Annotated in this window: 22 protein-coding genes and 2 pseudogenes; 14 read left to right on the top strand and 10 right to left on the bottom strand. The window is 72.1% G+C overall.

Features of this window, described 5'->3' with window-relative positions; genetic code table 11:
* The 5 genes from BGK67_RS16705 to BGK67_RS16685 form a co-directional block, all read right to left on the bottom strand.
* Positions 1 to 1,230, bottom strand: a complete 1,230-nt coding sequence (locus BGK67_RS16705; protein WP_069920839.1) for a MinD/ParA family ATP-binding protein — start codon at positions 1,228 to 1,230, stop codon at positions 1 to 3.
* Positions 1,231 to 1,250: 20 nt separating this feature from the next.
* Positions 1,251 to 2,606 (bottom strand): type VII secretion integral membrane protein EccD, encoded by a 1,356-nt coding sequence (eccD, locus tag BGK67_RS16700; protein ID WP_069920838.1) that lies wholly within the window; start codon positions 2,604 to 2,606, stop codon positions 1,251 to 1,253.
* Between the two features lie 131 nt (positions 2,607 to 2,737).
* Positions 2,738 to 3,157 carry a hypothetical protein gene (locus tag BGK67_RS41205; RefSeq protein WP_432215458.1) on the bottom strand — a complete coding sequence of 140 codons (420 nt, stop codon included), beginning with the start codon at positions 3,155 to 3,157 and terminating at the stop codon, positions 2,738 to 2,740.
* Between the two features lie 181 nt (positions 3,158 to 3,338).
* The gene (locus tag BGK67_RS16690; RefSeq protein ID WP_069920837.1) at positions 3,339 to 4,175 is read right to left on the bottom strand and encodes a DUF8017 domain-containing protein; all 837 of its coding nucleotides are present in this window, start codon (positions 4,173 to 4,175) and stop codon (positions 3,339 to 3,341) included.
* Positions 4,176 to 4,211: 36 nt separating this feature from the next.
* On the bottom strand, positions 4,212 to 5,762 hold the full coding sequence (locus BGK67_RS16685) for an outer membrane protein assembly factor BamB family protein (protein ID WP_069920836.1): 1,551 nt from the start codon (positions 5,760 to 5,762) through the stop codon (positions 4,212 to 4,214).
* Positions 5,763 to 5,922: 160 nt separating this feature from the next.
* On the opposite strand from BGK67_RS16685, the gene BGK67_RS16680 reads away from it, so the two are divergent.
* Together BGK67_RS16680 and BGK67_RS16675 are read left to right on the top strand one after the other, a co-directional pair.
* Entirely contained in the window at positions 5,923 to 6,441 is a 519-nt protein-coding gene (locus BGK67_RS16680) for a SigE family RNA polymerase sigma factor (RefSeq protein ID WP_069920835.1), read from the top strand.
* A gap of 60 nt (positions 6,442 to 6,501) precedes the next feature.
* Positions 6,502 to 7,773 carry a hypothetical protein gene (locus BGK67_RS16675; protein WP_069920834.1) on the top strand — a complete coding sequence of 424 codons (1,272 nt, stop codon included), beginning with the start codon at positions 6,502 to 6,504 and terminating at the stop codon, positions 7,771 to 7,773.
* A gap of 32 nt (positions 7,774 to 7,805) precedes the next feature.
* Here BGK67_RS16675 and BGK67_RS16670 read toward each other — a convergent pair whose 3' ends face one another.
* Positions 7,806 to 9,416 carry a bifunctional 3'-5' exonuclease/DNA polymerase gene (locus tag BGK67_RS16670; RefSeq protein ID WP_244291475.1) on the bottom strand — a complete coding sequence of 537 codons (1,611 nt, stop codon included), beginning with the start codon at positions 9,414 to 9,416 and terminating at the stop codon, positions 7,806 to 7,808.
* 180 nt (positions 9,417 to 9,596) lie between these two features.
* Positions 9,597 to 10,418 carry an NAD(P)H-binding protein gene (locus BGK67_RS16665; protein ID WP_069920833.1) on the bottom strand — a complete coding sequence of 274 codons (822 nt, stop codon included), beginning with the start codon at positions 10,416 to 10,418 and terminating at the stop codon, positions 9,597 to 9,599.
* An 82-nt stretch (positions 10,419 to 10,500) separates the two neighbouring features.
* Here BGK67_RS16665 and BGK67_RS16660 point away from each other — a divergent pair, with 82 nt between their 5' ends.
* The 3 genes from BGK67_RS16660 (at position 10,501) to BGK67_RS16650 (ending at position 12,702) form a co-directional block, all read left to right on the top strand.
* Positions 10,501 to 10,896, top strand: a complete 396-nt coding sequence (locus BGK67_RS16660) for a winged helix-turn-helix transcriptional regulator (RefSeq protein ID WP_069920832.1) — start codon at positions 10,501 to 10,503, stop codon at positions 10,894 to 10,896.
* The gene (locus BGK67_RS16655; RefSeq protein WP_069920831.1) at positions 10,866 to 12,095 is read left to right on the top strand and encodes a DUF2786 domain-containing protein; all 1,230 of its coding nucleotides are present in this window, start codon (positions 10,866 to 10,868) and stop codon (positions 12,093 to 12,095) included. Before BGK67_RS16660 ends, BGK67_RS16655 begins: the two co-directional genes overlap by 31 nt.
* 361 nt (positions 12,096 to 12,456) lie before the next feature.
* Positions 12,457 to 12,702 (top strand): DUF397 domain-containing protein, encoded by a 246-nt coding sequence (locus tag BGK67_RS16650; protein WP_069920830.1) that lies wholly within the window; start codon positions 12,457 to 12,459, stop codon positions 12,700 to 12,702.
* 108 nt (positions 12,703 to 12,810) lie between these two features.
* Here BGK67_RS16650 and BGK67_RS16645 read toward each other — a convergent pair whose 3' ends face one another.
* Positions 12,811 to 13,299, bottom strand: a complete 489-nt coding sequence (locus BGK67_RS16645; protein ID WP_069920829.1) for an ATP-binding protein — start codon at positions 13,297 to 13,299, stop codon at positions 12,811 to 12,813.
* A gap of 351 nt (positions 13,300 to 13,650) precedes the next feature.
* Between BGK67_RS16645 and BGK67_RS16640 the strand changes: the two genes are divergently transcribed.
* From BGK67_RS16640 to BGK67_RS16600, 9 genes and pseudogenes are all read left to right on the top strand, one after another.
* The gene (locus BGK67_RS16640) at positions 13,651 to 14,529 is read left to right on the top strand and encodes a helix-turn-helix domain-containing protein (protein ID WP_069920828.1); all 879 of its coding nucleotides are present in this window, start codon (positions 13,651 to 13,653) and stop codon (positions 14,527 to 14,529) included.
* An 89-nt stretch (positions 14,530 to 14,618) separates the two neighbouring features.
* Complete coding sequence (locus BGK67_RS16635) at positions 14,619 to 16,076, top strand: aldehyde dehydrogenase family protein (RefSeq protein WP_069920827.1); 1,458 nt, start codon at positions 14,619 to 14,621, stop codon at positions 16,074 to 16,076.
* Positions 16,077 to 16,153: 77 nt separating this feature from the next.
* Positions 16,154 to 18,220, top strand: a pseudogene (gene mrdA / locus BGK67_RS16630) (penicillin-binding protein 2); the annotation flags it as partial.
* A gap of 110 nt (positions 18,221 to 18,330) precedes the next feature.
* Positions 18,331 to 18,870, top strand: coding sequence for a DinB family protein (locus BGK67_RS16625; RefSeq protein ID WP_069920826.1), 540 nt, complete (start codon positions 18,331 to 18,333; stop codon positions 18,868 to 18,870).
* Between the two features lie 23 nt (positions 18,871 to 18,893).
* The gene (locus tag BGK67_RS16620; RefSeq protein WP_069920825.1) at positions 18,894 to 19,529 is read left to right on the top strand and encodes a PadR family transcriptional regulator; all 636 of its coding nucleotides are present in this window, start codon (positions 18,894 to 18,896) and stop codon (positions 19,527 to 19,529) included.
* Positions 19,530 to 19,637: 108 nt separating this feature from the next.
* Complete coding sequence (locus BGK67_RS16615) at positions 19,638 to 20,573, top strand: ATP-binding cassette domain-containing protein (RefSeq protein WP_244291235.1); 936 nt, start codon at positions 19,638 to 19,640, stop codon at positions 20,571 to 20,573.
* Entirely contained in the window at positions 20,570 to 21,364 is a 795-nt protein-coding gene (locus BGK67_RS16610) for an ABC transporter permease (RefSeq protein WP_069920823.1), read from the top strand. The genes BGK67_RS16615 and BGK67_RS16610 overlap by 4 nt, the downstream gene beginning before the upstream one ends.
* An 83-nt stretch (positions 21,365 to 21,447) precedes the next feature.
* The gene (locus BGK67_RS16605) at positions 21,448 to 22,206 is read left to right on the top strand and encodes a MerR family transcriptional regulator (protein ID WP_069920822.1); all 759 of its coding nucleotides are present in this window, start codon (positions 21,448 to 21,450) and stop codon (positions 22,204 to 22,206) included.
* Between the two features lie 143 nt (positions 22,207 to 22,349).
* Positions 22,350 to 23,006, top strand: a pseudogene (locus BGK67_RS16600) (VTT domain-containing protein); the annotation flags it as partial.
* A gap of 112 nt (positions 23,007 to 23,118) precedes the next feature.
* Here the strand turns inward: BGK67_RS16600 and BGK67_RS16595 are convergent.
* Positions 23,119 to 24,759, bottom strand: a complete 1,641-nt coding sequence (locus BGK67_RS16595) for a threonine/serine exporter family protein (RefSeq protein ID WP_069920820.1) — start codon at positions 24,757 to 24,759, stop codon at positions 23,119 to 23,121.
* Between the two features lie 198 nt (positions 24,760 to 24,957).
* The gene (locus tag BGK67_RS16590) at positions 24,958 to 25,452 is read right to left on the bottom strand and encodes an inorganic diphosphatase (RefSeq protein WP_008742522.1); all 495 of its coding nucleotides are present in this window, start codon (positions 25,450 to 25,452) and stop codon (positions 24,958 to 24,960) included.
* Positions 25,453 to 25,536: the final 84 nt, after the last annotated feature.

Below are 25,536 nucleotides of genomic sequence, written 5' to 3'. Positions count from 1 at the left end.
TCAGTGGCGCTTCTGGGAGAGCTGGAAGACGTCCGCGGCGAGCCGGGCGGCGGTCTGCCTGGTCGAGTGGGCGAGCAGTTCGGTACGGATCCGGCCGCCGTCGGCCAGGTGGCGGTCGTACGGCAGGACGTGGACGCTCGGCCCGGCGGCCTGGAGGGTGCGGACCGCCTCCGCCAGGTCGATCCCGGAATGCGGCGCCTGCTCGGTGAGCACGACGACGGTGCTCGCCATCACGTGGGGGGGCAGGCCCTGCATCCATTGGAGGACCGCGCAGGTGCTGGTGACGCCGTCCAGGGTGGCGGGGGTGGCCAGCACGCGGGCCTGGGAGGCGGACAGCGCGACGCGGGCCACCTCGGCGGGCAGGGTCTCGCAGTCCACCACGGTCACGCCGAAGTAGCGGCGGAGCGCGACCATGGCCCGCTCGTAGGCCCGGGTGTCGAGCATCGCGCCGATCTGGCCCTGGCTGCCGGGCAGCAGCCAGGCGTTGTCGCGCAGCTGTACCAGGTAGCCGGTGACGTCGAGCAGCGACATCTGGGGTTCGACGATGTCCGCGACGTCGCCGGTGGTCCAGCGCAGGGTCTCGGCGCCGAGGCGGATGGGGAGCGAGCCCAGGGCGGGGTCGGCCTCGACGAAGAGGACGGGGTCCTGCCGGTAGTGCGCGTACGTGGTGCCGAGCAGGGCGGCGACCGTGGACTTGCCGGCGCCGCCGCGGATGGAGGTGACGGCGATCTGACGGCCGGTGGTCACGGGCTGCTGGAGCAGCTCGGCGGCGCGGGTGGCCTCGGCCACCTCGCGGGAGGCGGAGGAGGAAACGGTTCTGCGTACGGCGCGCAGGGCGCGGGCCGGGAAGGCCTCACCGTGCCGGGCCCCGCGCCCCACACCGGCGAGGTTCCGGTCCACCGCGGGCCGGGACTCCGGGGCGGGTGTTCCCTGCCGGCGCCCCGCGGGGGCGTACGCGGCCTGCGGGTGGGTCTGCGCGTGCGGCTGGGGCTGGGGATAGCCCTGGGGGTAGCCCTGGGGTACGGCCGCGGCCGGGCCCTGCGGCGGGTACCCGTACGCGGGATCCGCGGCGCCCGGGGCCGGGGCCTGCGCGCCGGGACCCGGCACCGGCTGCTGGGGGCCGCCCGGACCCGGTACCGGCTGGGGGCCGCCCGGACCCTGGGCGGAAGGCTGCGCTCCGCCCCTGAGGTCGCGCAGGACGTCGCCCTGCCAGTTGTCTCCGTGTCGCATGTCTGCCCCTGCCCTCTTCCTCAGAACTTGTTGAGCAGCTGCCCGTAGACGCCGAACACCCCGACGGCGAGCGGGAAGAGCCCCACCATGCCCACCGATTCGACGAGGTCGGCCGTGCGCCGCAACCGGACCTGCACGTGCTCCGGCGGCTGCACCGCCAGGACGAGCAGGGGCAGCAGCCCCGCCAGGCCCAGGACGGCGAGCGGTCCGGCGCCCCCGCCGTGCTCGGTCCACAGCATCACGAGGCGTACGACGAGCAGCGCCGCGGCGGCGAGCAGCGCCACGACCTCGGCGACCAGCGGGAAGGCCCGCGCCCTGGACAGGAGCACCACGGCGACGAGCGCGGGCAGTGCCACCGTCCACACCGACGGCTTCTCGGCCAGCGTCAGCAGCCAGCCGGCGGCCGCCGCCGAGATCGCGGTGACGATCGTGGCGAGGGCGAGACCCCGGTGCGTGGCGGCGAGCGCGTTGCCCACCTCGTGCCGGCTGACGGAGGTGCCGCCCGAGCGCCGGTCGTCGAGCGCGGTGAGCCCCGACGCCATCAGGGCGAGCCGCGGCAGCAGGCCGAGCAGCACCACGGAGACGAGGGCCATGACGGCGCCGAGCTTGGCTGGGTCGTCCTGGAGGGCGGCGACGGCCTCCCACAGGGCGGTGATCACGGCGGTGGCCACGGCTCCGAAGAGCCCGCCGCGGCCGAGCGGCGAGAAGTAGCCGAGGAGCACCAGGGTCAGGACGAGGGCACCCGCGACGGCGGCGAGCCGTGCGCTGCCCGACCAGTGGTGGGCGTCCGCGGCGGTCCACGCGGTGAGCAGGCCCAACCCGCCGGAGGCCAGCAGCAGTGCCGTGGCCAGGCCGCGGTTGCCCTGCCCGATTCGCGAGACGAGGGCGCCGGCCGCCATCAGGACGAGCGTGACGGCGGCGAGCGCGCCGGCCAGCGATTCGAGTCCGAACTCCCGGCGGGCGAGCAGTGCGGCGGTCACCGTGAAGGCGACGGTCGCCACGCCCGCGCTGCCCCGGCGGGCGGCGGGACGCCAGCGCCAGGCCTGCAGGTCGAGGTCGTCGGCCACCAGGTCGGTGACGTCGTGGACCACGGGGGCGGGCGGCGCGGAGTGGCTCCTGACGAGCCGCAGCACGGCGCCGTCGGCTATCGCGGCCGACGCGAGCGTGCTCTCGTGCGGCAGCGCGGAACCGTCCGACGTGATCAGCTGACGGGTCAGCGGCCGCGTGGCGGTCCGGTCGTCGAGCAGCTGCAGTATGTCCGGGAGCAGCTGCCCGATCGGAGTGTCGGAGGGCAGGACCACATCGGCCCGGCGCCGCTCGCCGACCAGGGTCACCCGGCTCAGTTGCGCCCGGGAAGTCGTTGCTGTGCTCACCACTTACGGGAACCTATCATCGCGGGATTGCGACCTTTCGGGCGAAGGGGGACAAGGCGCTGCTGCCGGACTGTGAACTCTCCCGGATCCACACGCCTCTGCTTCTTCCTCTACGACTGCGGCGGTGCCGGCGCCTACGACTGCGTCGGCTTGGGCGACTTGGCCGAGGGCGTGGGCGATGTCGTCTTCGGAGGTTTCGACGGCTTCGGCGACTTCGACGGGGACGCTCCCGCCGAGCCGGACGGCTGCTGCTGCGGCGGCGACGGCTGCCCGAGCGGCTGTATCTGGCCCTGTTGCTGCTGCTGCTGCTGCTGCTGTTGTTGCTGTCGCTGCTGCTGCTCGGCCTTCTGCTTCGCGAGCGTGTGCTGGACGAAGGACCAGCCGACGCAGCCCGCGCACAGGACGGCCGCGATGGCGATCCCCGCGAAGAGCTTCCCGAGCCGCTCGTCCGCCGTACGCCGCGCCCGCTGCGCGCCGAAGAGCAGGGCGTCCCTCATCCTGCGGCGGCGTACCGCCACCGATTCCAGAAGCTGGCTGTCGTAGTCCCGTGCCATCCGTCGTCCGTTGCCTCAGTCTCGGCTCGTCGAGCGCCAACCACCGCTCCGGGGCGCGGCTCCTGCGCGTGCGCCATACGAAGTCCCCCGTGTTTTGCCCCTGCAACATAGAGCATGCATGCGAATCCGGCACATCGGGACCGGGGAGCGAACGGCCGCGCCGGTGCGGGGGCCGCGCCGGTCAGGAAGCAGCGGGGTCGGCCTCCTTCGGATCCCCGGCGAGGCGGACGGTGCTCAGGATGCGCATGACCAGGTCGTCGCCGACGGCGCCGGGCACGCCCGTGCGGCCGTGGAAGTCCCACGCGACGAAGCCGCCCTTGGAGTTCTTGAAGCCGAAGACCACGGCGCTGCCGTCGCCGGCGCAGCGGTTGGGCTGCGGGGCGCCCGCCGAGCGGGCCTTGACGTAGGTGCCCCTGACCCCGGCCTTCGTGCGGTACTCCACCGGCTTGTCCCAGGTCACGAGGGACTTGTCGGGCTGGGTGTGGGCGGCGTAGACCCAGGTCGGAGCGCTCCTCTCGGCGATGTCGGCGGTGTCCTTGGCCCCCTCGGCGCCCTTGGTGCCGGCGGAGGCCAGTTTGACGTCCTCGATCAGGCCGTCGCCGTTCGCGTCGATGCTGCACCACTTGGACTTGTAGAAGGCGGGCGCCGTGTGCCCGATGAGGATCTTCTCCGGATTCTTGCGGTCGGTGTAGCCGCTGAAGACGGTGGGGGCGGCGACCTCCCACTCCGGCGGGACGTCGAACGCGGTGCCGTGTTCCGGGTTGACCACGGTCTTCCAGCCCGCGATGAGCGGTTTCGACGGATCGGCCGCCACGGCCCGGTCCTCCCCGCCGTACCGGACGTACGCGACGGCGGTCACGGCGGCGAGCACCACGGCGGTCAGCACGCAGATCCCGACGACGGTGCGCCGGCGCCCGAGCCGCCGCTGGGGCGGTGGCGCCTGCGGCTGTTCATGCTGCTGTGTCGGCGGTGGCCATTCCGGCGGGCCGAACCGGCCCTGCTGGTACGGGTTCTGCACGTGTCCCCCTGTTTCGCCCGCGTGCCCGATGTTCGCCTACTTGCCGAAGGAGAGGATCGCGCGGCTCACGACCGAGGGCTCCGGGCCCTTCACCCTGCCGTTGAGCAGGAACAGTCGACCGCCCGCCCAGCCGATGCGGACCCCGTGGTCGAAGAAGACGCCCTCGGCCCCGGCGGCCGCCGCCGGGCTCTGCAGGAGCGGCTGGGCCGTGCCGTCGGCAGGGGAGAGGGAGACGACCGAGGCGGCCGTGCCGACGCCGGGCGCGACGTAGACGACGACCCGGCCGTTCTCCACGGCGAGCGGCCACATGGTGCGGCCCTTCGGCTGCTCGGCCGTGCTCCACTTCTCCTTGCCGGTGTTCAGGTCGACGGCGACGACCTTGAGGGTGTCCTCGATGCCGAGGTGGTCACCGGTCTTGCCCGCGCCGATGTAGAGCGTGTCGGCGTCCGCCGCGGCCGCGAAGCAGTCCTGGTAGCCGGTCGAGTTGCCCCAGCCGTTGCATCGGCCGCTGACCCCGAAGGCGGCGTCGCTCTGCGAGCGGACCTTCCCGTCGGCGGTGAACGCCGTGATGTTCCAGGTCTTCTTCTCCTTGTGGTACGCCGCGACCACCAGCGGGTCCACGGACAGCACCCGGCCGACGTTCCATCCCTTGTCGTACGTGTGGCTCCACTTGGAGCCACCGGTGGCCGGATCCAGCTCCTCGACCATCATCTGCGCGGACGACACGGGCTCCTTCGGGGGGAAGCAGTTGCGGATGGCGATGAGCCGGGAGCCTCCGGCGAACGCCCGCGGGGTGCAGCCGTTGGTGCGCGACGTACCGAAGAGCCGGCGGCCGTCGGTGACCGAGAAGCCGCTCATGAAGGCCGGCCGGGCGACGGCCACGGTGTCGCCGGTGATGGCCATTTCGAGTTCGTTCGCCGTGTCGTAGCGGTTCTCCTGCGGTACCGGGACCTTCCAGCCCGCCGTCCCCGTGGTGAGGTCGACCAGCTGGAGCTGGTTGCAGTGCGCCGTGTCCGAGTCGGTCTCCTTGACGCCCACGACCAGCTTGCCGGTGGCGGAGGGGTGCCGCGGAACGCCGCACAACGGGGTCTGGAGGGAGAGCTTCCACTTCTCCTGGCCGTCGGCCACCGCATGGGCGGTGACCTCCTTGTACATCGCCCTGATCACGACGTCGCCCACCTGCCAGGGGCCGAACTGCGCGGCTCCCGAGCCGGCGAGCTCGGTCTGGTTGTCGCGCAGCCAGACCCGGGCCTCGCCCGGCTGGATGCCGGCATTCGGGTCGTAGGTGTCGGTGCCGGTGCCGGGGCCCTTGCCGTCGCCCTGGTCGACGGAGGGGGAACCGGTCGGCGCGGCCGCGTCCTTGGCGTCCTTCGCGTCCTTGCCCCCGTCGCCGCCGAGCGTGAGGTAGGCGCCGCCGCCGAGGACGAGCAGGACGGCGGCCAGCGCCGCCAGGACGCCGGCCGTCCGGCCCCGGAACGGGCCGCCCCCGCCGGCACCTGTGCCGCCACCTGCGTCGGCGCCGGCACCACCGGACGGCGGCTCGAACGGTTCGGGTGGCGGCCCGAAGCCGGCCGGTATCTGGTTCATGGCACGAGTCTGGCCGGTACACGGGCCTTTCCAGAACGCGTTTTTAGACTTCTTCGGCCGCCGCTCCAGGTCGCCCGGGGAACTACTTCCACGAACTGGGCTGAAACATTTCCGCACCCCTGTCGCGTCATCGGGGTGAGACGGGCGCGAGGGGGAGTGCATGCGGCAGGGGCGCAGGGACGGGTTCCGCGAGTTCGCGGCAGGACGGTCGGGTCATCTGTACCGGTCGGCCTGTCTGCTGACGAGCGGGGACACCCACCTGGCGGAGGACCTGGTGCAGGAGACCCTGGGGCGGATGTACCTGGTCTGGGGGAGGATCTCGCGGATCGACAATCCGCCGGCGTACGCGCAGACGGTGCTGGTGCGGGCCTTCCTGACGCACCAGCGGCGCCGGTCGGCGGGGGAGCGCCCGGTCGGGGAGTTCCCCGAACCGGGCGCGGCCGCCCCCGGCGGCGACTGCGATCCGGCGCTGCGGCTGACGCTGCTGGAGGCGCTGGGGCGGCTGGCGCCGAAGGACCGGGCGGTGCTGGTGCTGCGGTACTGGGAGGACCGCAGCGTCGAGGAGACCGCCGACGCGATGAACTCCAGCTCGGCGGCGGTCCGTACCCGGACCACGCGGGCGCTCGCCCGGCTGCGCGATCAACTGGGCGGCAGTCTCGCCGAGTTCGCCGGGCTCTGACCATGCCGGTCCCTCTCGCCGCCTCACCCCATACTGCAAAAGCGGAAGGTCTGGTTCCCCATGCCCCTCGAAGATGAACTCGGCGAAGCCCTCCGGCGTGCGGGGAACGGTTTCACGGCCGACCGGGCGGCCCTCGTGGACGCCGGCGAGCGGCGCGGCCGCCGCCTCGTGGCGCGCCGCCGGGCCGCCGTGATCGGCGGATCCGCATTGGCTCTGGCCGTGGTCGCGACGACCGGCGCCTACACCGGCGGCCTGCTGGGCGGCTCCGACGGCGGTCCCCGCCCCGAGCTCGTCGCCGCGCCGCCGGCGCCGAGCCGCGGTTCCGGTCCGGGCGCCGACCCCGCGATGCCCAGGACCGGCACCGGCGCGGTCACCGGCCAACAGCTGCTGGCCGTGTTCCGGGAGCTGCTGCCCGGCGGGAAGCTGACCGACACCACGGCGCGCGGCACCGGGGAGCCGCCGTACGTGTCCGGTGTGTACGACGACGGCAAGGGCAGGGCGGCCGTCAGCCTGAGCCTCTCCCGGGTGGACCCGCACGGCAGCAATGCCCGCGAGCTGACCGAGTGCGGGGACAAGAACCTCCAGGAGTACGACGACTGCACGACCGAGCAGCTCGCGGACGGCTCCAAGGTGCTGCTCCACCAGGGATACGAGTACCCGGACCGGCGGGTGGACACGAAGCTGTGGCGGGCCGTGCTCGTGACCCCGCGGGGCTACCTGGTCCAGGCGTCCGAGTGGAACGCCCCGGCCGAGAAGGGCGTGCCCGTCAGCCGGCCCAACCCGCCGCTGACCATGGCCCAGTTGAAGACCCTGGTCGCCTCGGACAAGTGGCACCCGGCGCTGGACGACCTGCCGCCGGCCGAGCGGGACGCGGCCGGCGACACGGAGGCCGCGACCGCGCTGCGGGACCGGCGGGCCGAGGTGGCGCTGAAGGGGCTGCTGATCCCGTACGGGATCGCGATCCTCTCGCAGGGCGGGCAGAACGAGCACGGCTACGCCGTGCTCGACGACGGCCAGGGCAAGTCCCTGGTGCAGCTCAGCGTCCAGGAGACCGACAACACGGCGATCTTCACGGCGCTCTTCTCGGGCCCCGGGGTCACCACGCAGCCCGACGGCACCAAGGTCCGGGTCAGGCAGGGAGCCGCCGAGAAGGGCAAGGGCGTGGTCGAGTGGTCCGTGGACACCCTGCGCGAGGACGGGCTGCGGGTGCTGGTCTCCGCCTACAACACGGCCAACCAGACCGGCACGGCCACCCGGGAGACGCCCGCGCTGACGGTGGAGCAGCTCAAGGAGATCGCGCTGACCCCGGGCTGGAACCGCCTCCACAACTAGCGCACGGACTGCTTCGCGCTCCTTCAATCCACCTATCGCTCCTTCGCGTCGGCGTAGCACTCCACGACCGCCGTGGTGAACGGGAACCGGACCGGGGTGTCGCCGAAGGCGATCCGGCCGGCCCGGTCGCCGGCGGCGCGGATCGCCTCGGCGACGGCCTCGGCCTCCTCGGCGGGGCAGTGCACGATCACCTCGTCGTGCTGGAAGAACACCAGCTCGGCCCGCATCCCCGCCAGGGTCTGCCGCAGGGCCGCGAGCAGCAGCAGGGCCCAGTCCGCGGCGCTGCCCTGCACGACGAAGTTGCGGGTGAACCGGCCGCGGGCCCGGGTGTTGGTCGAGGCGTAGCTCGGGGTCCAGGCGTCCTCCCGGTCCTGCGGGATCCCCGCCTCCCCCTCCTCGGGGACCTCGGCCGGCGGCGGGCAGGTGCGGCCGAGCCAGGTCCGTACGAGCCGGCCCTCCTCCCCGGCCCTGGCCGCGTCGTCCACGTACGCCACGGCCCGCGGGAAGCGGCGGCGCAGGGCGGCCAGGTTCTTGAGGCCGTCGCCGGAGGTCTGTCCGTAGACGGCGCCCAGAACGGCGAGCTTGGCCTTGTCGCGGTCGCCGGAGAAGCCCTGGCGGGACACGGCGGTGTAGAGGTCCTCGGGCCGGCCGGCCACCTCCATGAAGGCGGGGTCGCGGGAGATCGCGGCGAGCACCCGGGGCTCCATCTGGTCGGCGTCTGCGACCACCAGCCGCCAGCCGGGGTCGGCGACGACGGCCCGGCGGATCACCTTGGGGATCTGCAGGGCCCCGCCGCCGTTGGTCACCCAGCGGCCGGTGAGGGTGCCGCCGGGGATGAACTCCGGGCGGAAACGGCCGTCGCGCACCCAGTCGGCGAGCCAGCTCCAGCCGTGGGCGGTGTAGATCCGGTACAGCTTCTTGTACTCGAGCAGTGGCTCGACGGCTGGGTGGTCCAGCTCCTGGATCGCCCAGCGGCGGGTGGACGTGAGCTTGATCCCCGCCTCGGCGAAGGCCTTGACGACGTCGGCGGGCAGGTCCGGGCGCACGCGCCGGCCGAAGGCGGCGGAGATCCGGTCGGCCAGCTCGGCGAGGCGGCGGGGCTCCCCGCCGCCCGCGTACCGCTCGCCGAGCAGCTCGGTCAGCAGGGCGCGGTGGACGTCGGCCCGCCAGGGCAGGCCCGCGCGGTTCATCTCGGCGGCGACGAGGAAGGCCGCGGACTCGGCGGCGGTGAGCAGCCGCATGCGGTCGGGGTGGGCGGTGGCGTCGAGCCGTCTCGCCTGGTCGGCGTGGACGGCCAGCAGGGCGTCGAGGGGGACGGGGGTGGCGGGCCGGGGGTCGAAGAGGGAGTCCTGGGCGGCCGGGTCGGCGGCGCGCTGCGGCGGATCGGGCGGTACGGGGGCGTCGTTCAGCCGGGCCCAGGCGGCGGCGGCCGAACGGGGCTCGCCGGAGCGGCCCTCGTGGCCGAGGAGCAGCAGCTCGGCGTCCTCGACGTCGTAGCACCGCTCGACGCGGGCGCCTGCGGCGAGCAGGCCGGGGTACACGGCCGCCGTCGACCGCCAGACCCAGCGGGTGGCGGCGGGCGCGGCGCGGATGGCTTCCGCCGGGTCGCGCACGGTGATCCGGGGGCCGGCCGCGGGGTGCACGGGGCCGGCGTGCCACCGCCCGTCGCTGTCCTCGGCCAGGGCCCACCGGCCGGCGTTCTCGCTCACGAGTGCGAGTGTCCCACCGGGGTCCGACAGTCCCGCCGCGCCGTGCCGCGGCTTCTCCAGCGGCCGCGGCCGGTGGACCGCGCGCCCCGCCCCCGCCTCAATCGCCGGCGGGGCTCAAAGACCGGGACGAGGGCAGCGGCGGGGCAGGGACGTCGTGTACGCATCGAGGGCCGAGTGCGGGGTGCGGCCCAGGAGACGGCGGAGAGTGCCCCCGTCCGGGGTGGACAGGAAGTCCCCCGCGACGGCCGAGTACGTCGCCACCAGCATCGGCGTCTCGAACGGCTCCGCCCCGCCGGACAGCGCCGCCCGCGCCTCGGCCAGCGAGCCGGGCGCATAGCGGGCCCCCGCCGCGGCGGCCAGCTCCACCCCTCCCAGTGCCCGGTCTCCGACCAGCTCGTACACCTGCCCGGCATGCTCCCCGGGAGCGAGGGCCACCCGTGCCGCGACCTCCGCCAGGTCCTCCCGGGCGACCGCCGCGAGCCGGCCCGCGCCCAGCGGAGCCGTGATCACCCCGTCCGGCCCCGGAGCGGCCAGCGCCGCCAGCAGCTCCGCGTACAGCCCGTTGCGCAGGACGGTCCAGTCCAGGGAGGACTCGCGCAGGCGGCGCTCGGTCCAGCGGTGCGGGAGCGCGTACGGCAGGTGGTCGCCCGCCCCGGTGAGGCTCGTGTAGACGACGTGGCCCACCCCCGCCCGCTCCGCCGCCGAGACCGCGGCCCCGTGCCGGGCGATGACCCGGTCGTCCTCCCCGTACCCGGAGGAGATGAGCAGCAGGGTGTCCACCCCGGCGAAGTCGAGGGCGTCCGGGTCGTCGAAGTCCACCCGCACCTGTCCCGGCCCGCCCGGCAGCCGCGTCCCGAACCGTACGTCCGGCCGGCCCGCCAGGTGCCGCGCGACCAGGGAGCCGAGTCCGCCCGAGACACCGGTGACCAAGAGCATGGGGAAGTCCTTCGTTCGCTTCGTGGTTGGCTACCCGGACATCGTGTGCGGATCGGCCCACGGTGCGTAAGGAGGCACTTCCATGTCACCAGGGCACACGGAGATAACCGCCCCCGTCGTCAGTTGCGACGACGACTGCGGCATCCGCGACGTCCTCGACCGGCTCGGCGACAAGTGGTCCGTCCTCGTCGTGGTCCAGCTCGCGGCCGGGGTCCACCGCTTCAAGGAGCTCCAGCGCGCGGTCGACGGCGTCTCGCAGCGGATGCTCACCCTCACCGTCCGCCGGCTGGAGCGCGACGGCCTGGTCACGCGGACCGTGCACCCCACCGTGCCCCCGCAGGTCGAGTACGAGCTGACCGCGCTCGGCCACAGCCTGACCCACCTGGTCAAGGGCCTCGCCGACTGGTCGCTCGCCCACCGGCCGCAGATCGAGGCCGCCCGCCGGGCATGGGACGCGAAGGCGGACATGCCAAGCTGAGAGGTGTGAGAGACCTTGCCGGAACCGTCGACCGAGCCTTCGCCGCCGCCCTCTACGCCCAGGACGACACCGGGCTGGACACCGGGGCGTCCCTGCTCGTCGCCGAGAGCGAGCGGTGGGCCGCGGTCGGTCGGGAGCTGCTGGGGCGCGGGGAGGCGTACGTACGGCAGGCCTGGGAGCGCGGCTGGCAGCCGGCCGACGTGCTCCGGCTGGTCCGCCGGGACCTGGAGGAGCGGCACCTGCGGATCGCCGGGGACGTGATCGCCGCCGAGGCGCGCCGCTACGCCCGGCTCCCGGAGCGCTGGACCGAGGCCGAGGCGTGGTGGGGCGAGGACGGCTCGTACGCCGAGCGGCTCGCGCAGCGGGAGCGGACGGACCGGTTCACGCTGGCCACCGCCTTTCTGGAGGTGTTCCGGCTGCTGATCCGGCTGCCGTCGATCGAACCGGTGGGCCCGCTGCCCGGCGACCCGGCGGACGCGCTCGCGGAGCACGCGCACATCGAGCCGCGCATGCTCGGCCGCATCCGCGCGCTGCTCGCGAAGGCCGAGGCGACCACGTATCCGGAGGAGGCGGAGGCGCTCAGCGCCAAGGCGCAGGAGCTGATGGCCCGGCACACCGTGGACGAGGCGCTGCTCGCGGCCGCCGGCGGCGGCAAGGGCCCGGCCCAGGTGCCGGGCGCCTGCCGGATCGGCGTCGAGCCGCCGTACGAGGAGGCCAAGGCGGTGCTGCTCGACGCGGTGGCCACCGCCAACCGTTGCCGGGCGGTGTGGAACGGCGGCTTCGAGTTCTCCACGGTGGTCGGCTTCGAGAGCGACCTGGAGGCGGTGGAGCTGCTGTACACCTCGCTGCTGGTGCAGGGCACGGCGGCGATGACCCGCGCGGAGGCGGCGCAGCGCGCGGGCGGGCGCAAGCGGACGAAGACCTTCCGGCAGTCGTTCCTGCTCGCGTACGCCAGTCGGCTCGGCCGCCGGCTCGCGGAGACCGTGCAGGCGGCCGAGCGGGAGGTGAGCGGGACCGCCGAGCACCTGCCGGCGCTGGTGGCCCGGGACGTGGCGGTGACCTCCCGGGCGGAGGAGATGTTCCCGCGGACGACGATGACGCGGTTGCGGGGTGCGAGTGACCACGCGGGGTGGGAGGACGGCACGGCCGCGGCGGATGCCGCCCACGTCGGCGGCCGCCGCCCCCCGCTGCCGCGCTAGGCCGGTGCCGCTGCCGCTGGGCGAGCCGGGGCCGACCCCCGCATCCCGCCGCCGCGCGGGCCGGGGCCGCCTCCGCATCCCGCCGCCGTACGGGAGGGCAGCGTCCCGCAGTGGGAGGAGATCAGGGCGGCGCCGGCGGACGGGGACGGGCCCGGGCCGGGGCGGGTCCGGGAGGCCGGCGAGCAGCTCCTGGAGTCGCTGGACGGGGTGTCACAGGCCCTGCGCCCCTGAGGAGTTCCCCCGGTCGGACCGCTCCGTGATCAGGAAGGCACCCCGCGTGCACGTGCATCTGCCCATGCATGCGCCCATGAACACAGCTATGATCCCGTGCAGTTGACATCTGCACTATCGGGGGCTTCCTGTGGACCACGCGTACAACGGGATGGCAGCTGCAGAACTCGCTTCCTTGTTTGAGCTGACCTGGCAGAAGAGCAGACACAGCAACTCGCAGGGATCCTGCGTGGAGTTCGCGCGACTGCCCGGCGGCGATGTCGCCATGCGCAACTCGCGGTTTCCGGACGGCCCGGCGCTCGTCTACACGCCGGCCGAGATAGAGGCCCTGCTCCTGGGCGTCAAGGACGGCGAGTTCGATCACCTGATCGGCTGATCTGCTGACGGAACAGCGCACTTCTTCGAGCCATGCACGTGCACTGGCCGGGAATGATCACTGAGATCAGTCCCGGCCAGTTGTCGTGTCGAGGTGGGTGGCTCCCGCTCAGTCGTGGAGCAGGAACAGCGCCCAGACCACCTTGCCGGTCAGCCGGCCCGCGAGCGGGTGCCAGCCCCAGCTGTCGCTGTAGGAGTCCACCAGGAAGAGCCCGCGCCCGGACTCCAGGTCGCAGTTCTCCTCCGTGTGCTCGGGGGAGAAGGAGCCCCCGGGCCGGTCCTCGCTGGGGTCGCGCACCGCGCACACCAGCCGGGTGCTCCACCGCATCAGGTGCAGCCGTACCGCCGGCTCCGCCTCGCCGCCCGCGCCGCGCGGTTCCTCGGGCAGGGCGTGGCGCAGCGCGTTGGTGACGAGCTCGGAGACGACCAGCGCGACATCGTCGAACCGCTCGTCGAGGTCCCACTGCGCCAGCGTCGAGCGGCAGAAGGAACGTGCCCCCCGGACGGCTTCGAGGCGGGCGGGCAGAGCGCAGGACGCGGACCCGGACACAGCCGTGGGGTCGACCGGGGGAAGCCCCTGCCGTAACGGCTCGAGCATGGTCGATCCATTCGTCCCCATGCGAGGCACTCCCGGGATTCGCGGACGGGGCGGCGGCCTCGTCCAAAGAGAACTGCGGGGTGGGTCCGGCGCCGGCGCGAAGTGCACGCAGGTGCGCGGGGACCATCGTTCCGAATGGGCGAGCCGGATGCAAGGGCAGATGCACGTGCACGCGCCGGACCTGTCCGCTCCCGTGACGGTTCTTGCTCATTTCTTCCTACGCATCCTTACGGACTTCTTTTCCGGGAGCCGGGATTCCGTTACAGAACGAGTACGGACCGATGCGTTTTGGTGGCAGACTGCGGGCCCTGGGGGTGCGGGGGCCCTCGACGCGCACGCATGCCAATTGCGATGGGGAGGGCAGTACTAGTGACCGCAGAAGCGAGCGGTTCCGTGGTGCGCCGCATCCTCCTGGGCTCACAGCTCAGGCGACTCCGAGAATCCCGCGGCATCACCCGTGAGGCGGCCGGCTACTCGATCCGCGCATCCGAATCGAAGATCAGCCGCTTGGAGTTGGGAAGGGTGAGCTTCAAGGCCAGAGACGTGGAGGACCTCCTCACGCTCTACGGGGTCACGGACAACGCCGAGCGCGAGTCCCTCCTGGGACTGGTCCGCGAGGCCAACGCGACCGGCTGGTGGCACAGTTACGGCGACGTGCTGCCCGGCTGGTTCCAGACCTACATCGGGCTGGAGGGCGCCGCCTCGCTCATCCGGATCTACGAAGTCCAGTTCGTCCACGGCCTGTTGCAGACCGAGGCCTACGCCCACGCCGTCGTCAGCCGCGGCATGCCCGGTGCCACCGCCGCCGAGATCGACCGCCGCGTCGCGCTGCGCCTCGAGCGCCAGAAGGTCCTCGTCTCCGAGAACGCCCCGGTCTTCCACGCCGTGCTCGACGAGGCCGCCCTGCGCCGCCCGTACGGCGACCGCGACGTCATGCGCGGCCAGCTGGAGCACCTCATCGAGGTCTCCCAGCGGCCCAACGTGCAGCTCCAGGTGATGCCCTTCTCCTTCGGCGGCCACGCGGGCGAGAGCGGAGCCTTCACCCTGCTGCGCTTCCCCGAGTCCGACCTCCAGGACATCGTCTATCTGGAACAGCTCACCAGCGCCCTCTACCTGGACAAGGACGAGGAAGTGGGGCAGTACGAGCGGGCGATGGAGCGGCTTCAGGCCGATTGCCCCGACGCGGACCGGACCCGGGATCTTCTCCGCGGTCTGCTCCAACTGTCCTGAATCGAACGTACTATGACTACTGGTCAGTGCATGACGACCGATCGGTCTCCGGTGCAGCGCACGGGTGCGCGCTCGCAGTAAGGGATGGCATGTCCATATTCAGCGACCTGGCTCACCAGTACATCGACGGCGAATGGCTGGCCGGTACCGGTTCGTGGGACATCATCGACGTCAACCCCTACAACGGGGAGAAGCTCGCGGCCATCACGGTGGCCACCGTCGAGCAGGTGGACCAGGCCTACCGCGGCGCCGAGCGCGCCCAGCGGGAATGGGCCGCCACCAGCCCCTACACCAGACGCGCGGTCCTGGAGCGCGCCCTGCGGATCACCGAGGAGCGCGAGAAGGAGATCGTCGAGGCGATGATCGACGAGCTCGGCGGGACCCGTCCCAAGGCCGAGTACGAGATCTACCTCGCCAAGGAGTTCATGCGCGAGGCGATGCAGCTCGCCGTCCGCCCCGAGGGCCGCATCCTGTGCTCGCTTGTCGAGGGCAAGGAGAACCGGGTGCAGAGACTCCCGGTCGGCGTGATCACCGTGATCAGCCCCTTCAACTTCCCCTTCCTGGTCGCCCTGAAATCCGTCGCCCCGGCGCTGGCGCTGGGCAACGCGGTGGTGATCAAGCCGAACCAGAACGCGCCCGTGGTCGGCGGCGGGGTCATCGCCAAGATCTTCGAGGACGCGGGGCTGCCGGCCGGGCTGCTGAACGTCCTGGTCACCGACATCGCCGAGATCGGCGACGCGCTCCTGACCCACCCCGTCCCCAAGGTCATCTCCTTCGCGGGCTCGGACCGGGTCGGCCGGCACGTCGGGGCGGTCGCCGCCCGCCACTTCAAGCGCACGGTCCTGGAGCTCAGCGGCAACAGCGCGCTCGTCGTCCTCGACGACGCCGACCTCGACTACGCGGTGGACGCGGCCGTCTTCAGCCGCTTCGTCTACCAGGGCCAGGTCTGCATGGCCGCCAACCGCATCCTGGTCGACGCCTCGGTCGCGGAGGAGTTCACCGAGAAGTTCACCGCCCGCGTGCGCGCCCTGAAGACGGGCGACCCGCACGAGGCCGACACCCACATCGGCCCGCTGATCAACTCCTTCCAGGCCGACGCCCTGACCGCGCTGGTGGACCAGGCCCTGGAAGCCGGGGCGCGGGCCCTCGTACGGGGGTCTACGCGCGGCAACCTGGTCGAGCCGACCGTGCTGACCGGCCTCCCCGAGGACTCCCCGCTGATGGGCCAGGAGATCTTCGGCCCGGTGGCCCTGCTGGTGGTCTTCGACGGCGAGGACGAGGCCGTACGGCTGACCAACGCCACCCCGTACGGTCTGAGCGGGGCCGTGCACACCCGGGACGTGGAGCGCGGCGTCCGCTTCGCGCAGCGGATCGAGACGGGGATGATCCACGTCAACGACTCCACGATCGGGGACGAGCCGCTGGCCGCCTTCGGCGGGGAGAAGGCCTCGGGGCTGGGCCGCCTCGGCGGCGAGGCCACCGTGGAGGCCTTCACCACCCAGAAGTGGATCTCGGTACAGCACGGACGCAGCCGGTTCCCGTTCTGACCGGAGAGGTCCCTGGAGGTGTGAGGACACCCCCTAGACTCGACCGGGCGTAGTGGAGCCGCCCGGGGGAGTGCAAGTTGAGCAACATACCCGAGACCGGCCGGACCCCTCGGGTCCAGAACCGGCTCGTCGTCATCCAGATCGTGGTCTTCTCCCTGCTGCTCACCCTGGGCGGACGGCTCTGGTACCTCCAGATACGCAATGGCCAGGAGTACACCGACGAGGCCAAGAACAACCACGTACAGCGGGTGGTCCAGCCCGCCGTGCGCGGCTCGATCCTGGACTCGCGCGGAGTGCCGCTGGCCGACAACGCGACCCACCTGGTGGTGTCCGCCAACCGCACCGAGCTGCTGACCATGAAGGACCGCGGCAAGGCCGTCCTCACGCGCCTCGCGGGCGTCCTCGGCATGGACCCCCAGGAGGTCGTCGACAAGGTCCGGCTCTGCGACTCCAAGACCCCCCAGCCCTGCTGGAACGGCTCGCCCTACCAGCCGATCCCGGTCAGCGACGAGGCCACCACCGAGCAGGCCCTCCAGATCCACGAGCACGCGGAGGACTTCCCCGGCATCACCGCGGAGCCCACCGCCATGCGCCGCTACGCCGCACCCGACCAGGCCAACACCTCCCAGGTGCTCGGCTACCTCTCGCCGGTCACCGACGAGGAGATCGCCAAGGCGAAGAACTCCGACTCGCCCTACCTGCGCTCCGACCAGGTCGGCCGCTCCGGCCTGGAGCGCACGTACGACAAGGAGCTGCGCGGCAAGGCGGGCATCACCCGCTACGAGGTCGACAACCTCGGCCGGGTCATCGGCCAGGGCGAGACCGACAAGGCGCAGCCCGGGTCGAACGTCGTGACCTCGATCGACTCCCGGGTGCAGGCGGTCGCCGAGCGCGAGCTGAACAACGCGATGATCGACGCCCGCGACGTCTACGACAAGAACACCCGCAGGAACTACGAGGCCGACTCGGGCGCGGTCGTGGTCATGGAGTCCAAGACGGGCCGCGTCGTGGCGATGGCCTCGAACCCGACCTACGACCCGAACGCCTGGGTGGGCGGCATCTCGGCCAAGGACTACGCGTCGCTCACCGACAAGGAGTCCAACTACCCGCTGCTGAACCGGGCGATCCAGGCCCAGGCGGCGCCGGGCTCGATCTTCAAGGTGGTCACCTCGACCGCCGCGGTCAACGCCGGGTACCCGTTCAACAACCGCTACCCCTGCCCCAGCTCGTACTCGGTCGGCAGCCAGACCTTCACGAACTTCGAGTCGCAGGGCCACGGCGACATCACGATCGGCCGCGCCCTGGAGGTCTCCTGCGACACCGTCTACTACCTGATCGCGGACCAGGAGTGGAAGAAGGACGGCGGGATCAACCCGAAGAAGAACCCGAACGACTGGTTCTTCAAGACGGCCCACGAGTTCGGCCTGGGCAAGCGCACCGGCATCGACCTGCCGAACGAGGTCCCCGGCCGGGTCCCCGACCGGAAGTGGAAGCAGGACTTCTTCGAGGCGAACAAGGACGCCTGGTGCCGGGACGGCAAGAAGAACGGCAGCTTCGCCGAGAAGATCGCCTACGAGAACTGCCGCCAGGGCAACCAGCTGCGTGAGGGCGACGCGATCAACTACTCGATCGGCCAGGGCGACACGCTCGTCACCCCGGTCCAGATGGCCTCCGTCTACGCCGCCATCGCCAACGGCGGCACGCTCCACCAGCCCAGCGTCGGCAAGGCGATCGTCAGCGCCGACGGCACGTCGGTCCAGGAGATCGCCCCGAAGGAGCAGGGAAAGCTCCCGATGGACGCCAAGACCCGCGCCAACATCGACGAGGCGCTCGCCGGGGTGGCCACCTCGGGCAGCGCCGCCTGGCGGTTCGGCGGCTGGCCGCAGAAGCAGATCCCGATGCACGCCAAGACCGGCACCGCCGAGGTCCAGGGCAAGCAGACCACCTCGTGGTTCGCCTCCTACACCGAGGACTACACGATCGTCATGACGATCTCGCAGGGCGGCACCGGCTCGGGTGCCTCGGGACCGGCCGTCCGCAAGATCTACGAGGCGATGTACGGGCTCGACCCGACGGGCAGGCAGGACCTCTCCAAGGCGCTGCTGCCGAAGCCGGCGACCACGCTGCCCGTGCTGCGGCCGGACGAGGTACCCGCCCCGCGATAGCCGCCGATTGAGGACAGGAACTGACCGCAAGGCTCCGTAGCGTGGGTCTTGTCAGCAGGAGAGACACCGACGCAGAAGGCGGTAGATCCATGGCTCAGGTTTCCACCGAGATCCCCGGCGACGAGCGCGGCACGCTCCTCGCCTTCGTCGAGGCCCAGCGCGCCGCCCTGCGCGAATCGGTGCTCGGGCTGAGCGAGGAGCAGGCCGCGAGCCGCCCCAGCGCCAGCGAGCTGTCCCTGTCCGGGCTGCTCAAGCACGCGGGCGAGGTCGAGCTCAACTGGCTGCGGCTGGCCCAGCAGCGGCCCGGGGGCACCTCCCAGGCGGAGCCTGGGGGAGAGGAGCGGCGCACCGAGGCCGACTGGGGCGATGCCTTCCGCCTGACCGAGGGCGAGTCCATCCCCGCCGTCCTGGCCTCCTGGGAGGGGGTCTCCAAGGAGCTGGAGGCCTTCGTTATGGCCCTGCCCAGCCTCGACGAGGCCTTTCCGCTGCCCCCGGCGCCCTGGTTCCCCCAGGACGCCAAGGTCTCGATGCGCTGGCTGCTGCTGCACCTGGTGGAGGAGTACGCCCGGCACGCGGGCCACGCGGACATCATCCGCGAGAGCATCGACGGCACCAAGGCCATGGGCTGAGGGGGACTGAGTAGCCTGGCCCCATGTCAGCGATCCGGCTTCTCGTCCTCGGTGCCGTCCGCCAGCACGGGCGGGCGCACGGGTACCAGGTGCGCAACGACCTCGAATACTGGGGCGCGCACGAGTGGTCCAACACCAAGCCCGGGTCGATCTACCACGCGCTGAAGCAGATGGCGAAGCAGGGCGTCCTGCACGCCCACGAGGTGGCGCCCAGCGCCGCCGGCGGGCCGCCGCGCACCGAGTACGAGGTCACGGACGCGGGGCGCGCGGAGTACTTCAGGCTGCTGCGCGAGGCCTTGGCGGCGTATGACCAGAAGACGGACGTGCTGTCCGCGGCGATCGGCTTCATGGTCGATCTGCCGCGGGCCGAGGTCCTGGAGCTGCTCGGCGAGCGGCTGTCGAAGCTGGCGGGCTGGCGGTCGGCGGTGACGGACTACTACACGCCGGAGTCCGGGCCCGGGCAGCTGGGGCACATCGGCGAGATCATGCACATGTGGGTCCACTCCGCGGACGCGGAGGCGGAGTGGACGCGGGGCTTGATCGCCCGGATCGAGGGGGGCGCGTACTCCTTCGCGGGCGAGGGCGGCGAGCCGTTCCTCGGGGTCCTCGCCGACAGCGGGGAGAACGCGTACGCGCAGTCCGGCCCGTCCCGCCCGTAGTCGCGGTCCGTCTCGCGGAATCACTCGTAATCAAGTTTGACTAGCCCCGCTCGGGGCACTACCTTGCAGGGCTGCTATTCAAGTTTGACTAGTAAGGAGTCGGTCGCGTTGGCGATCTCCCTCGAAGGTGTCCACAAGCGGTACGGCGACAAGCACGCCCTGGCCGGGCTCGACCTGGAGGTGGCGCGCGGCACGGTCCACGCGGTGCTCGGCCCCAACGGGGCCGGCAAGACCACGGCGGTGCGGATCATGAGCACCCTGCTGCGCCCCGACGAGGGCGTGGTGCGGGTGGCCGGCCACGACGTGCGGACCGACGCGGCGGCCGTCCGCTCCCGGATCGGGCTGCTGGGCCAGCACGCGGCGCTCGACGAGGAACTGGACGGGCGCCAGAACCTGGAGATGTTCGGCCGCCTCTACCACCTGGGCGGGCGGCGGGCCGGAGTGCGGGCGGACGAGCTGCTCGAGCGCTTCGGCCTGTCGGACACCGGCCGCAAGCCGGTGAAGAAGTACAGCGGCGGCATGCGCCGCCGCCTGGACCTCGCGGCGTCCCTGATCACGGATCCGGAGGTGCTGTTCCTGGACGAGCCGACCACCGGACTCGACCCGCGCGGCCGCGCCGAGGTGTGGAGCGCGGTCCGCTCCCTGGTCGGCGGCGGCACCACCGTCCTGCTGACCACGCAGTACCTGGAGGAGGCCGACCAGCTGGCCGACCGCATCGCGCTGATCGACGCGGGGCGGGTGGCCCGGGAGGGCACGGCGGACGAGCTGAAGGCGATGGTCGGGGCGGACCGGATCGTGGTCGTCCTGCGGGACCCGGCGCGGCTGGCCGAGGCCGCGGCGCTGCTCCCGAACCCCTCGGTGGACCCGGACACCTCGACGCTCGGCTTCCCGGTGGAGGACAGGATGGCGGGCCTGGCCCTGACCCTGCGGGCGCTGGAGGGCGCCGGCATCGAGGCGGAGGACCTCGCGGTCCGGCGGCCCACGCTGGACGAGGTCTTCCTGCACCTGACGGGCCGGTCCGACCGTGAGGGCGTGGCGGCATGAGCGCGACCTGGGCGGTCTCGGACTCCTGGACGATGACCCGGCGCGAGCTGGCGCACTGGGCGCGGCAGCCGGTGCAGGTGGTCGTCGGACTGGTCTTCCCGGTGATGCTGCTGCTGATGTTCGGCTTCCTGGTGGGCGGCGGCCGCGGGATCGACGGGGAGTACGTCGAGTTCCTGGTGCCGGGCATGTTCGCGCTGACCATGGCCTTCGGGCTGGAGGCGACGATGACGGCGGTCACCCGGGACCTGGAGAAGGGGGTCGTCGACCGGTTCCGGGCCATGCCGATGTCCTCCTCGGCGGTCCTGGTCGGCCGCAGCGTCGCCGACATGATCCAGTCGGCGGTGGGGCTCGTGGTCCTGGCGGGGGTCGGGCTGCTGCTCGGCTGGCGCTGGCACGGCTCGGCCGCGGCGGCGCTGGCGGCCTTCGCGTTGCTCCTGCTGCTGCGGTTCGCGATGCTGTGGATCGGGATCCACCTGGGCATGGTCGCGGGCCGGCCGGAGCTGGTGCAGGCGGTGCAGATCCTGGTGTGGCCGGTGGGCTTCCTGTCCAACGCCTTCGCCACCCCGCAGTCGATGCCGGGCTGGCTGGGGGCGGTGGTCGAGTGGAACCCGATGTCGGCGACGGCGACGGCGGTGCGCGACCTGTTCGGCAACCCGGCGGCGGCCTCCGCCTCGGCCGCGCCGTCCTGGGCCTTCGAGCACGCCGGCCTGCTGGCCGTCGGCTGGCCGCTCCTGCTGCTGGCGGTCTTCTTCCCGCTGGCGGTGCGCCGCTTCCGGGGCCTGAGCAAGTAGCCCGCCGGGCGGACTTGCACCTCACGCGGCGTGAGGACCCACAGTGAAGGGCGTACCCAACCGGAACGAGGAGGGAGGCGGACATGGGCTACTCCGTGGGCCAGGTCGCCGGATTCGCCGGAGTCACGGTGCGCACCCTGCACCACTACGACGAGATCGGCCTGCTCTCGCCGAGCGGCCGCAGCCACGCGGGTCACCGTCGCTACGACGACGCCGACCTGGACCGGCTGCAGCGGATCCTGTTCTACCGGGAGCTCGGCTTCCCCCTCGACGAGGTCGCGGTCCTGCTGGACGACCCGGAATCGGATCCGCGGGAGCATCTGCGCCGGCAGCATGCCCTGCTGACCGACCGGATCGCCCGGCTCCAGCAGATGGCCAAGGCCGTTGAGCACGCCATGGAGGCGAAGAAGATGGGCATCAACCTCACGCCCGAGGAGAAGTTCGAGGTCTTCGGGGAGCACGACCCCGAGCAGTACGAGGAGGAAGTGCGGGAGCGGTGGGGCGGCACCGAGGCCTACGCCGAGTCGCAGCGCCGCGCCGCCTCGTACACGAAGGACGACTGGCAGCGGATCCAGGACCAGTCCGCCGAGTGGGGCAGCCGCTACGCGGCCCTCATGGAGGCCGGCGAGCCCGCCGAGGGCGAGCGCGCGATGGACCTGGCCGAGGAGCACCGGCTCCACATCACCACCTGGTTCTACGACTGCCCGTACGAGATGCACACCTGCCTGGGTGAGATGTACGTCGCGGACGAGCGCTTCAAGGCGTTCTACGACGCCCTGCGGCCCGGTCTCGCCGAGCACCTGCGGGACGCGATCCTGGCCAACGCCGTGCACAGGGCGTAGCCGGAACGTGACGCACTCGACCCCCTCCCGGGCCTGGAACCGGGAGGGGGTCGTGTGCGTTGATAATTGAGACCGTCTTTACCTTGCCCGCAACCGCCTGCTGCCCCCGGGCACGCCCCCCGATCCAGGAGAGTCCGGAACCCGTGTACACGATTGCGCTCGGCCCTGAGTGGCTGTCCCCGGACTATCTGATCTCGCACTTCGGACTGATCGGCATCCTGGTCATCGTCTTCGCGGAGTCGGGACTCTTCGCGTTCCTGCCCGGCGACTCGCTGCTGTTCACCGCGGGTCTGCTGGTCGCGGACGGCCAGTACATCAAGCAGCCGCTGTGGCTGGTCTGCACGCTGATCGTGGCCGCCGCGATCATCGGCGACCAGGTCGGCTACATGATCGGCAAGTTCTTCGGGCCGAAGCTCTTCAACCGCCCGAACTCCAAGCTCTTCAAGCGGGAGAACCTCGACAAGGCCCACGAGTTCATGGACCGGCACGGCCCCAAGGCCATCGTGCTGGCCCGCTTCGTGCCGATCATCCGGACTTTCGCGCCGATGGTCGCGGGCGCCGGCTCGATGAAGTACCGCACCTTCCTGACCTACAACATCATCGGTGGCATCGGCTGGGGCGCGGGCGTCACGGTCGCGGGCTACTGGCTCGGCCAGATCGAGTTCATCAAGACGAACATCGAGCCGATCCTGGTGGGCATCGTCCTGATCTCGGTGATCCCGGTGGTCTTCGAGGTGCTGAAGGCCCGCAAGGAGAGCAAGGCCGCGGCCGCCCAGGCCCCGCTCGAGGCCGAGGGCCAGACCCCGGGCCAGCGCGGCCGCCACGCGAAGCGCTAGGCGCCGCCTGAGGCGACCCGCAGCGCCCGTACGCCCCGGAACCCCGGTGAGGGTCCCGGGGCGTACGCGTGCCCCCTCAGAAGCCGCGGGTCCGCTTCGCGGCGCGGCGCTTGGCGGCGCTGGCGGCGCCCGGGATCCGCATGAACAGGCGGGAGGCCTCGGAGCCCAGGTTGACGCCGATCGCGATGGCCAGGGCGATGGCGGCGGCGTTCACGAGCGAGCCGAGGCCCTCGTTCAGCCGGTTCTCGGCGATCAGCAGCAGCCCGTAGTACGTCGCCGAACCCGGTAGCAGCGGCCCGATGGCCGCGGTCGTGTAGGGCAGGGCGGAGGCGAAGCGGTAGCGGGAGAAGAGCTGCCCGAACAGGCCGACCAGACCCGCGGCGATGGCGGTGGACGGCACGGGCGGGATGTCGCCCGCGTAGTGCAGGGCCCCGAAGGTCACCCACGCGACCGCGCCGTTCAGCGTCACGATCCACACGGTGGACCGCTCCTGCTGGAGCAGGACCGCGAAGGTGAAGACCAGCACCATCGAGGCGGCGATCTGGACCCACGGCCGCTGCTGGATCTCCAGGACCTCCTCCGGGCGCGGCGAGGCGTCGAACTGCAGGCCGATGTAGAGCACGACCAGCACGCCCATGATGATGCCGATGAAGAGGTACATGACCTCCAGCAGCCGGGCCGAGGCGGTGATGTAGTAGCCGGTCAGCCCGTCCTGCACCGCAGCGACCAGGGCCCGTCCGGGCAGCAGCGCGAAGAGCCCGCCGGTGATCACGGCGGAGGCCTTGACGTCGATCCCCGTCATGTTGAGCGCCACCCCGATCGCGGCCGGCGGCATCGCGGCGACCACGAACTGGTAGAACTCCGGCAGCCCGCGCCCGGCGCACAGCCAGGCCAGCCGGTCGCCGAGGACCGCGCCGAGGGCCGCCGCGATGAACACCAGCACCCCGCCGCCGACCAGCGTGGAAGCCGCACCGGCGAGGAGCCCGGCGGCTGCCGTGAGCATCCAGCCGGGGTACGGGTGGCGGTTGCGGCGGATCTCGGCGAGGCGGCGGTAGGCCTCCTCCAGCGAGACGTCGATCTCGTGGGCGCTGATGTCGTCCACCAGCCGGAAGACGGCGGAGAGCCGGTTGTAGTCGGTGCCGCGGCGGCGCACGGTCCGGTTGGCCGACACCGGGTCGTCCACCAGCGAGGGCTGGTGGGTGATCGACAGCATGGTGAAGGTGACCGTGGGCTCGCAGCGGTCCAGTCCGTAGGAGCGGGCCACCGCGAACATGGCGGCCTCGACGTCCTCGGCGCCCTCGCCGCCGGCGAGGAGCAGCTCCCCGATGCGCAGGGTCAGGTCGAGGACGCGGCCCACGGCCGGGCCCGTCTCGGCCGTCCGCTGCACGAGGTCCGGTACCGGCCGCACGTCCACCGGCATGCGCAGCATGGTGCGCATGCGGTCCTGCCAGGGGGACTCCTTCATCCGGGCGACGGGGAAGCCCTGGCCTGGGGTGTAGGCGGGCGGGGAGTGCGCGGCGCTGTAGGTGGCCGGGGTCGCGAAGGCCGAGCCCTCGGGCTCGGGCTGCACCGGCTCCGCCCCGGCCGGAAGCGCGAACTCCGAAGTGGGCTGGTCGTCCTCCGGAGCCTCGGGCTCCATCCCGGGCGGCGGTGTGAAGGCGCTGTGCGCCTCGTCGGACTGGGGCTTGCGGTCCTCCACCCCATCGGCTTCCGCCACGCGCCCTCCCGCTCCGTGATCACCTGCGGTATCAGTATGCGGAACGGTTTCCTCCCCTGCGACGCCGAGCCCGTGACAAGGCCGTCCGCCCAGCCCGGGCCCGGACGCGACAGCGGGCGGCACCCCCGGGAAGGGGGTGCCGCCCGCTGTCGAGCCTGAGGGGCCGGGGGGGATGCCCACCGACCTCACCGGCGGAGCCTAGTGGTGGCCGCCCTGCGCCTCGAGGCGCTTGTACGAGGCCTCGATCTCGGCCTCGGCCTCGGTGCGGCCCACCCAGTTCGCGCCCTCGACCGACTTGCCCGGCTCCAGGTCCTTGTAGACCTCGAAGAAGTGCTGGATCTCCAGGCGGTCGAACTCGGAGACGTGGTGGATGTCGCGCAGGTGCTCGACACGCGGGTCGGAGGCCGGCACGCACAGCAGCTTGTCGTCGCCGCCCGCCTCGTCCGTCATGCGGAACATGCCGATGGCGCGGCACTTGATCAGGCAGCCCGGGAAGGTCGGCTCGTCGAGGATGACCAGCGCGTCCAGCGGGTCGCCGTCCTCGCCGAGGGTGTTCTCGACGAAGCCGTAGTCGGCCGGGTAGCTGGTCGAGGTGAAGAGGCGACGGTCCAGACGGATCCGGCCGGTCTCGTGGTCCACCTCGTACTTGTTCCGCGAACCCTTGGGGATCTCGATGGTGACGTCGAACTCCACGTCCTGCTCCTCCATGATCAGCTTCAGCCGTCCGAATCGCTTCGGGACGGCATTTGATTCAAATACGCGCGCGTCCGGCCCAGC

This window comes from Streptomyces subrutilus, from assembly GCF_001746425.1.
Taxonomy (GTDB): Bacteria; Actinomycetota; Actinomycetes; order Streptomycetales; family Streptomycetaceae; genus Streptomyces; species Streptomyces subrutilus_A.
This window is presented reverse-complemented; position numbering and strand designations above follow the sequence as displayed.

Excerpts from the sequence above, each read along its gene's own strand:
- BGK67_RS16675 (WP_069920834.1), top strand. The coding sequence starts at position 6,502 with ATGCCCCTCGAAGATGAACTCGGCGAAGCCCTCCGGCGTGCGGGGAAC.
- BGK67_RS16620 (WP_069920825.1), top strand. The coding sequence starts at position 18,894 with ATGTCAGCGATCCGGCTTCTCGTCCTCGGTGCCGTCCGCCAGCACGGG.
- BGK67_RS16665 (WP_069920833.1), bottom strand. The coding sequence starts at position 10,418 with ATGCTCTTGGTCACCGGTGTCTCGGGCGGACTCGGCTCCCTGGTCGCG.
- BGK67_RS16655 (WP_069920831.1), top strand. The coding sequence starts at position 10,866 with ATGGGACGCGAAGGCGGACATGCCAAGCTGAGAGGTGTGAGAGACCTT.
- BGK67_RS41205 (WP_432215458.1), bottom strand. The coding sequence starts at position 3,157 with ATGGCACGGGACTACGACAGCCAGCTTCTGGAATCGGTGGCGGTACGC.
- BGK67_RS16685 (WP_069920836.1), bottom strand. The coding sequence starts at position 5,762 with ATGAACCAGATACCGGCCGGCTTCGGGCCGCCACCCGAACCGTTCGAG.
- BGK67_RS16705 (WP_069920839.1), bottom strand. The coding sequence starts at position 1,230 with ATGCGACACGGAGACAACTGGCAGGGCGACGTCCTGCGCGACCTCAGG.
- BGK67_RS16680 (WP_069920835.1), top strand. The coding sequence starts at position 5,923 with ATGCGGCAGGGGCGCAGGGACGGGTTCCGCGAGTTCGCGGCAGGACGG.
- BGK67_RS16625 (WP_069920826.1), top strand. The coding sequence starts at position 18,331 with ATGGCTCAGGTTTCCACCGAGATCCCCGGCGACGAGCGCGGCACGCTC.
- BGK67_RS16640 (WP_069920828.1), top strand. The coding sequence starts at position 13,651 with ATGGGGAGGGCAGTACTAGTGACCGCAGAAGCGAGCGGTTCCGTGGTG.
- BGK67_RS16610 (WP_069920823.1), top strand. The coding sequence starts at position 20,570 with ATGAGCGCGACCTGGGCGGTCTCGGACTCCTGGACGATGACCCGGCGC.
- BGK67_RS16660 (WP_069920832.1), top strand. The coding sequence starts at position 10,501 with ATGTCACCAGGGCACACGGAGATAACCGCCCCCGTCGTCAGTTGCGAC.
- BGK67_RS16645 (WP_069920829.1), bottom strand. The coding sequence starts at position 13,299 with ATGCTCGAGCCGTTACGGCAGGGGCTTCCCCCGGTCGACCCCACGGCT.
- BGK67_RS16635 (WP_069920827.1), top strand. The coding sequence starts at position 14,619 with ATGTCCATATTCAGCGACCTGGCTCACCAGTACATCGACGGCGAATGG.
- BGK67_RS16605 (WP_069920822.1), top strand. The coding sequence starts at position 21,448 with ATGGGCTACTCCGTGGGCCAGGTCGCCGGATTCGCCGGAGTCACGGTG.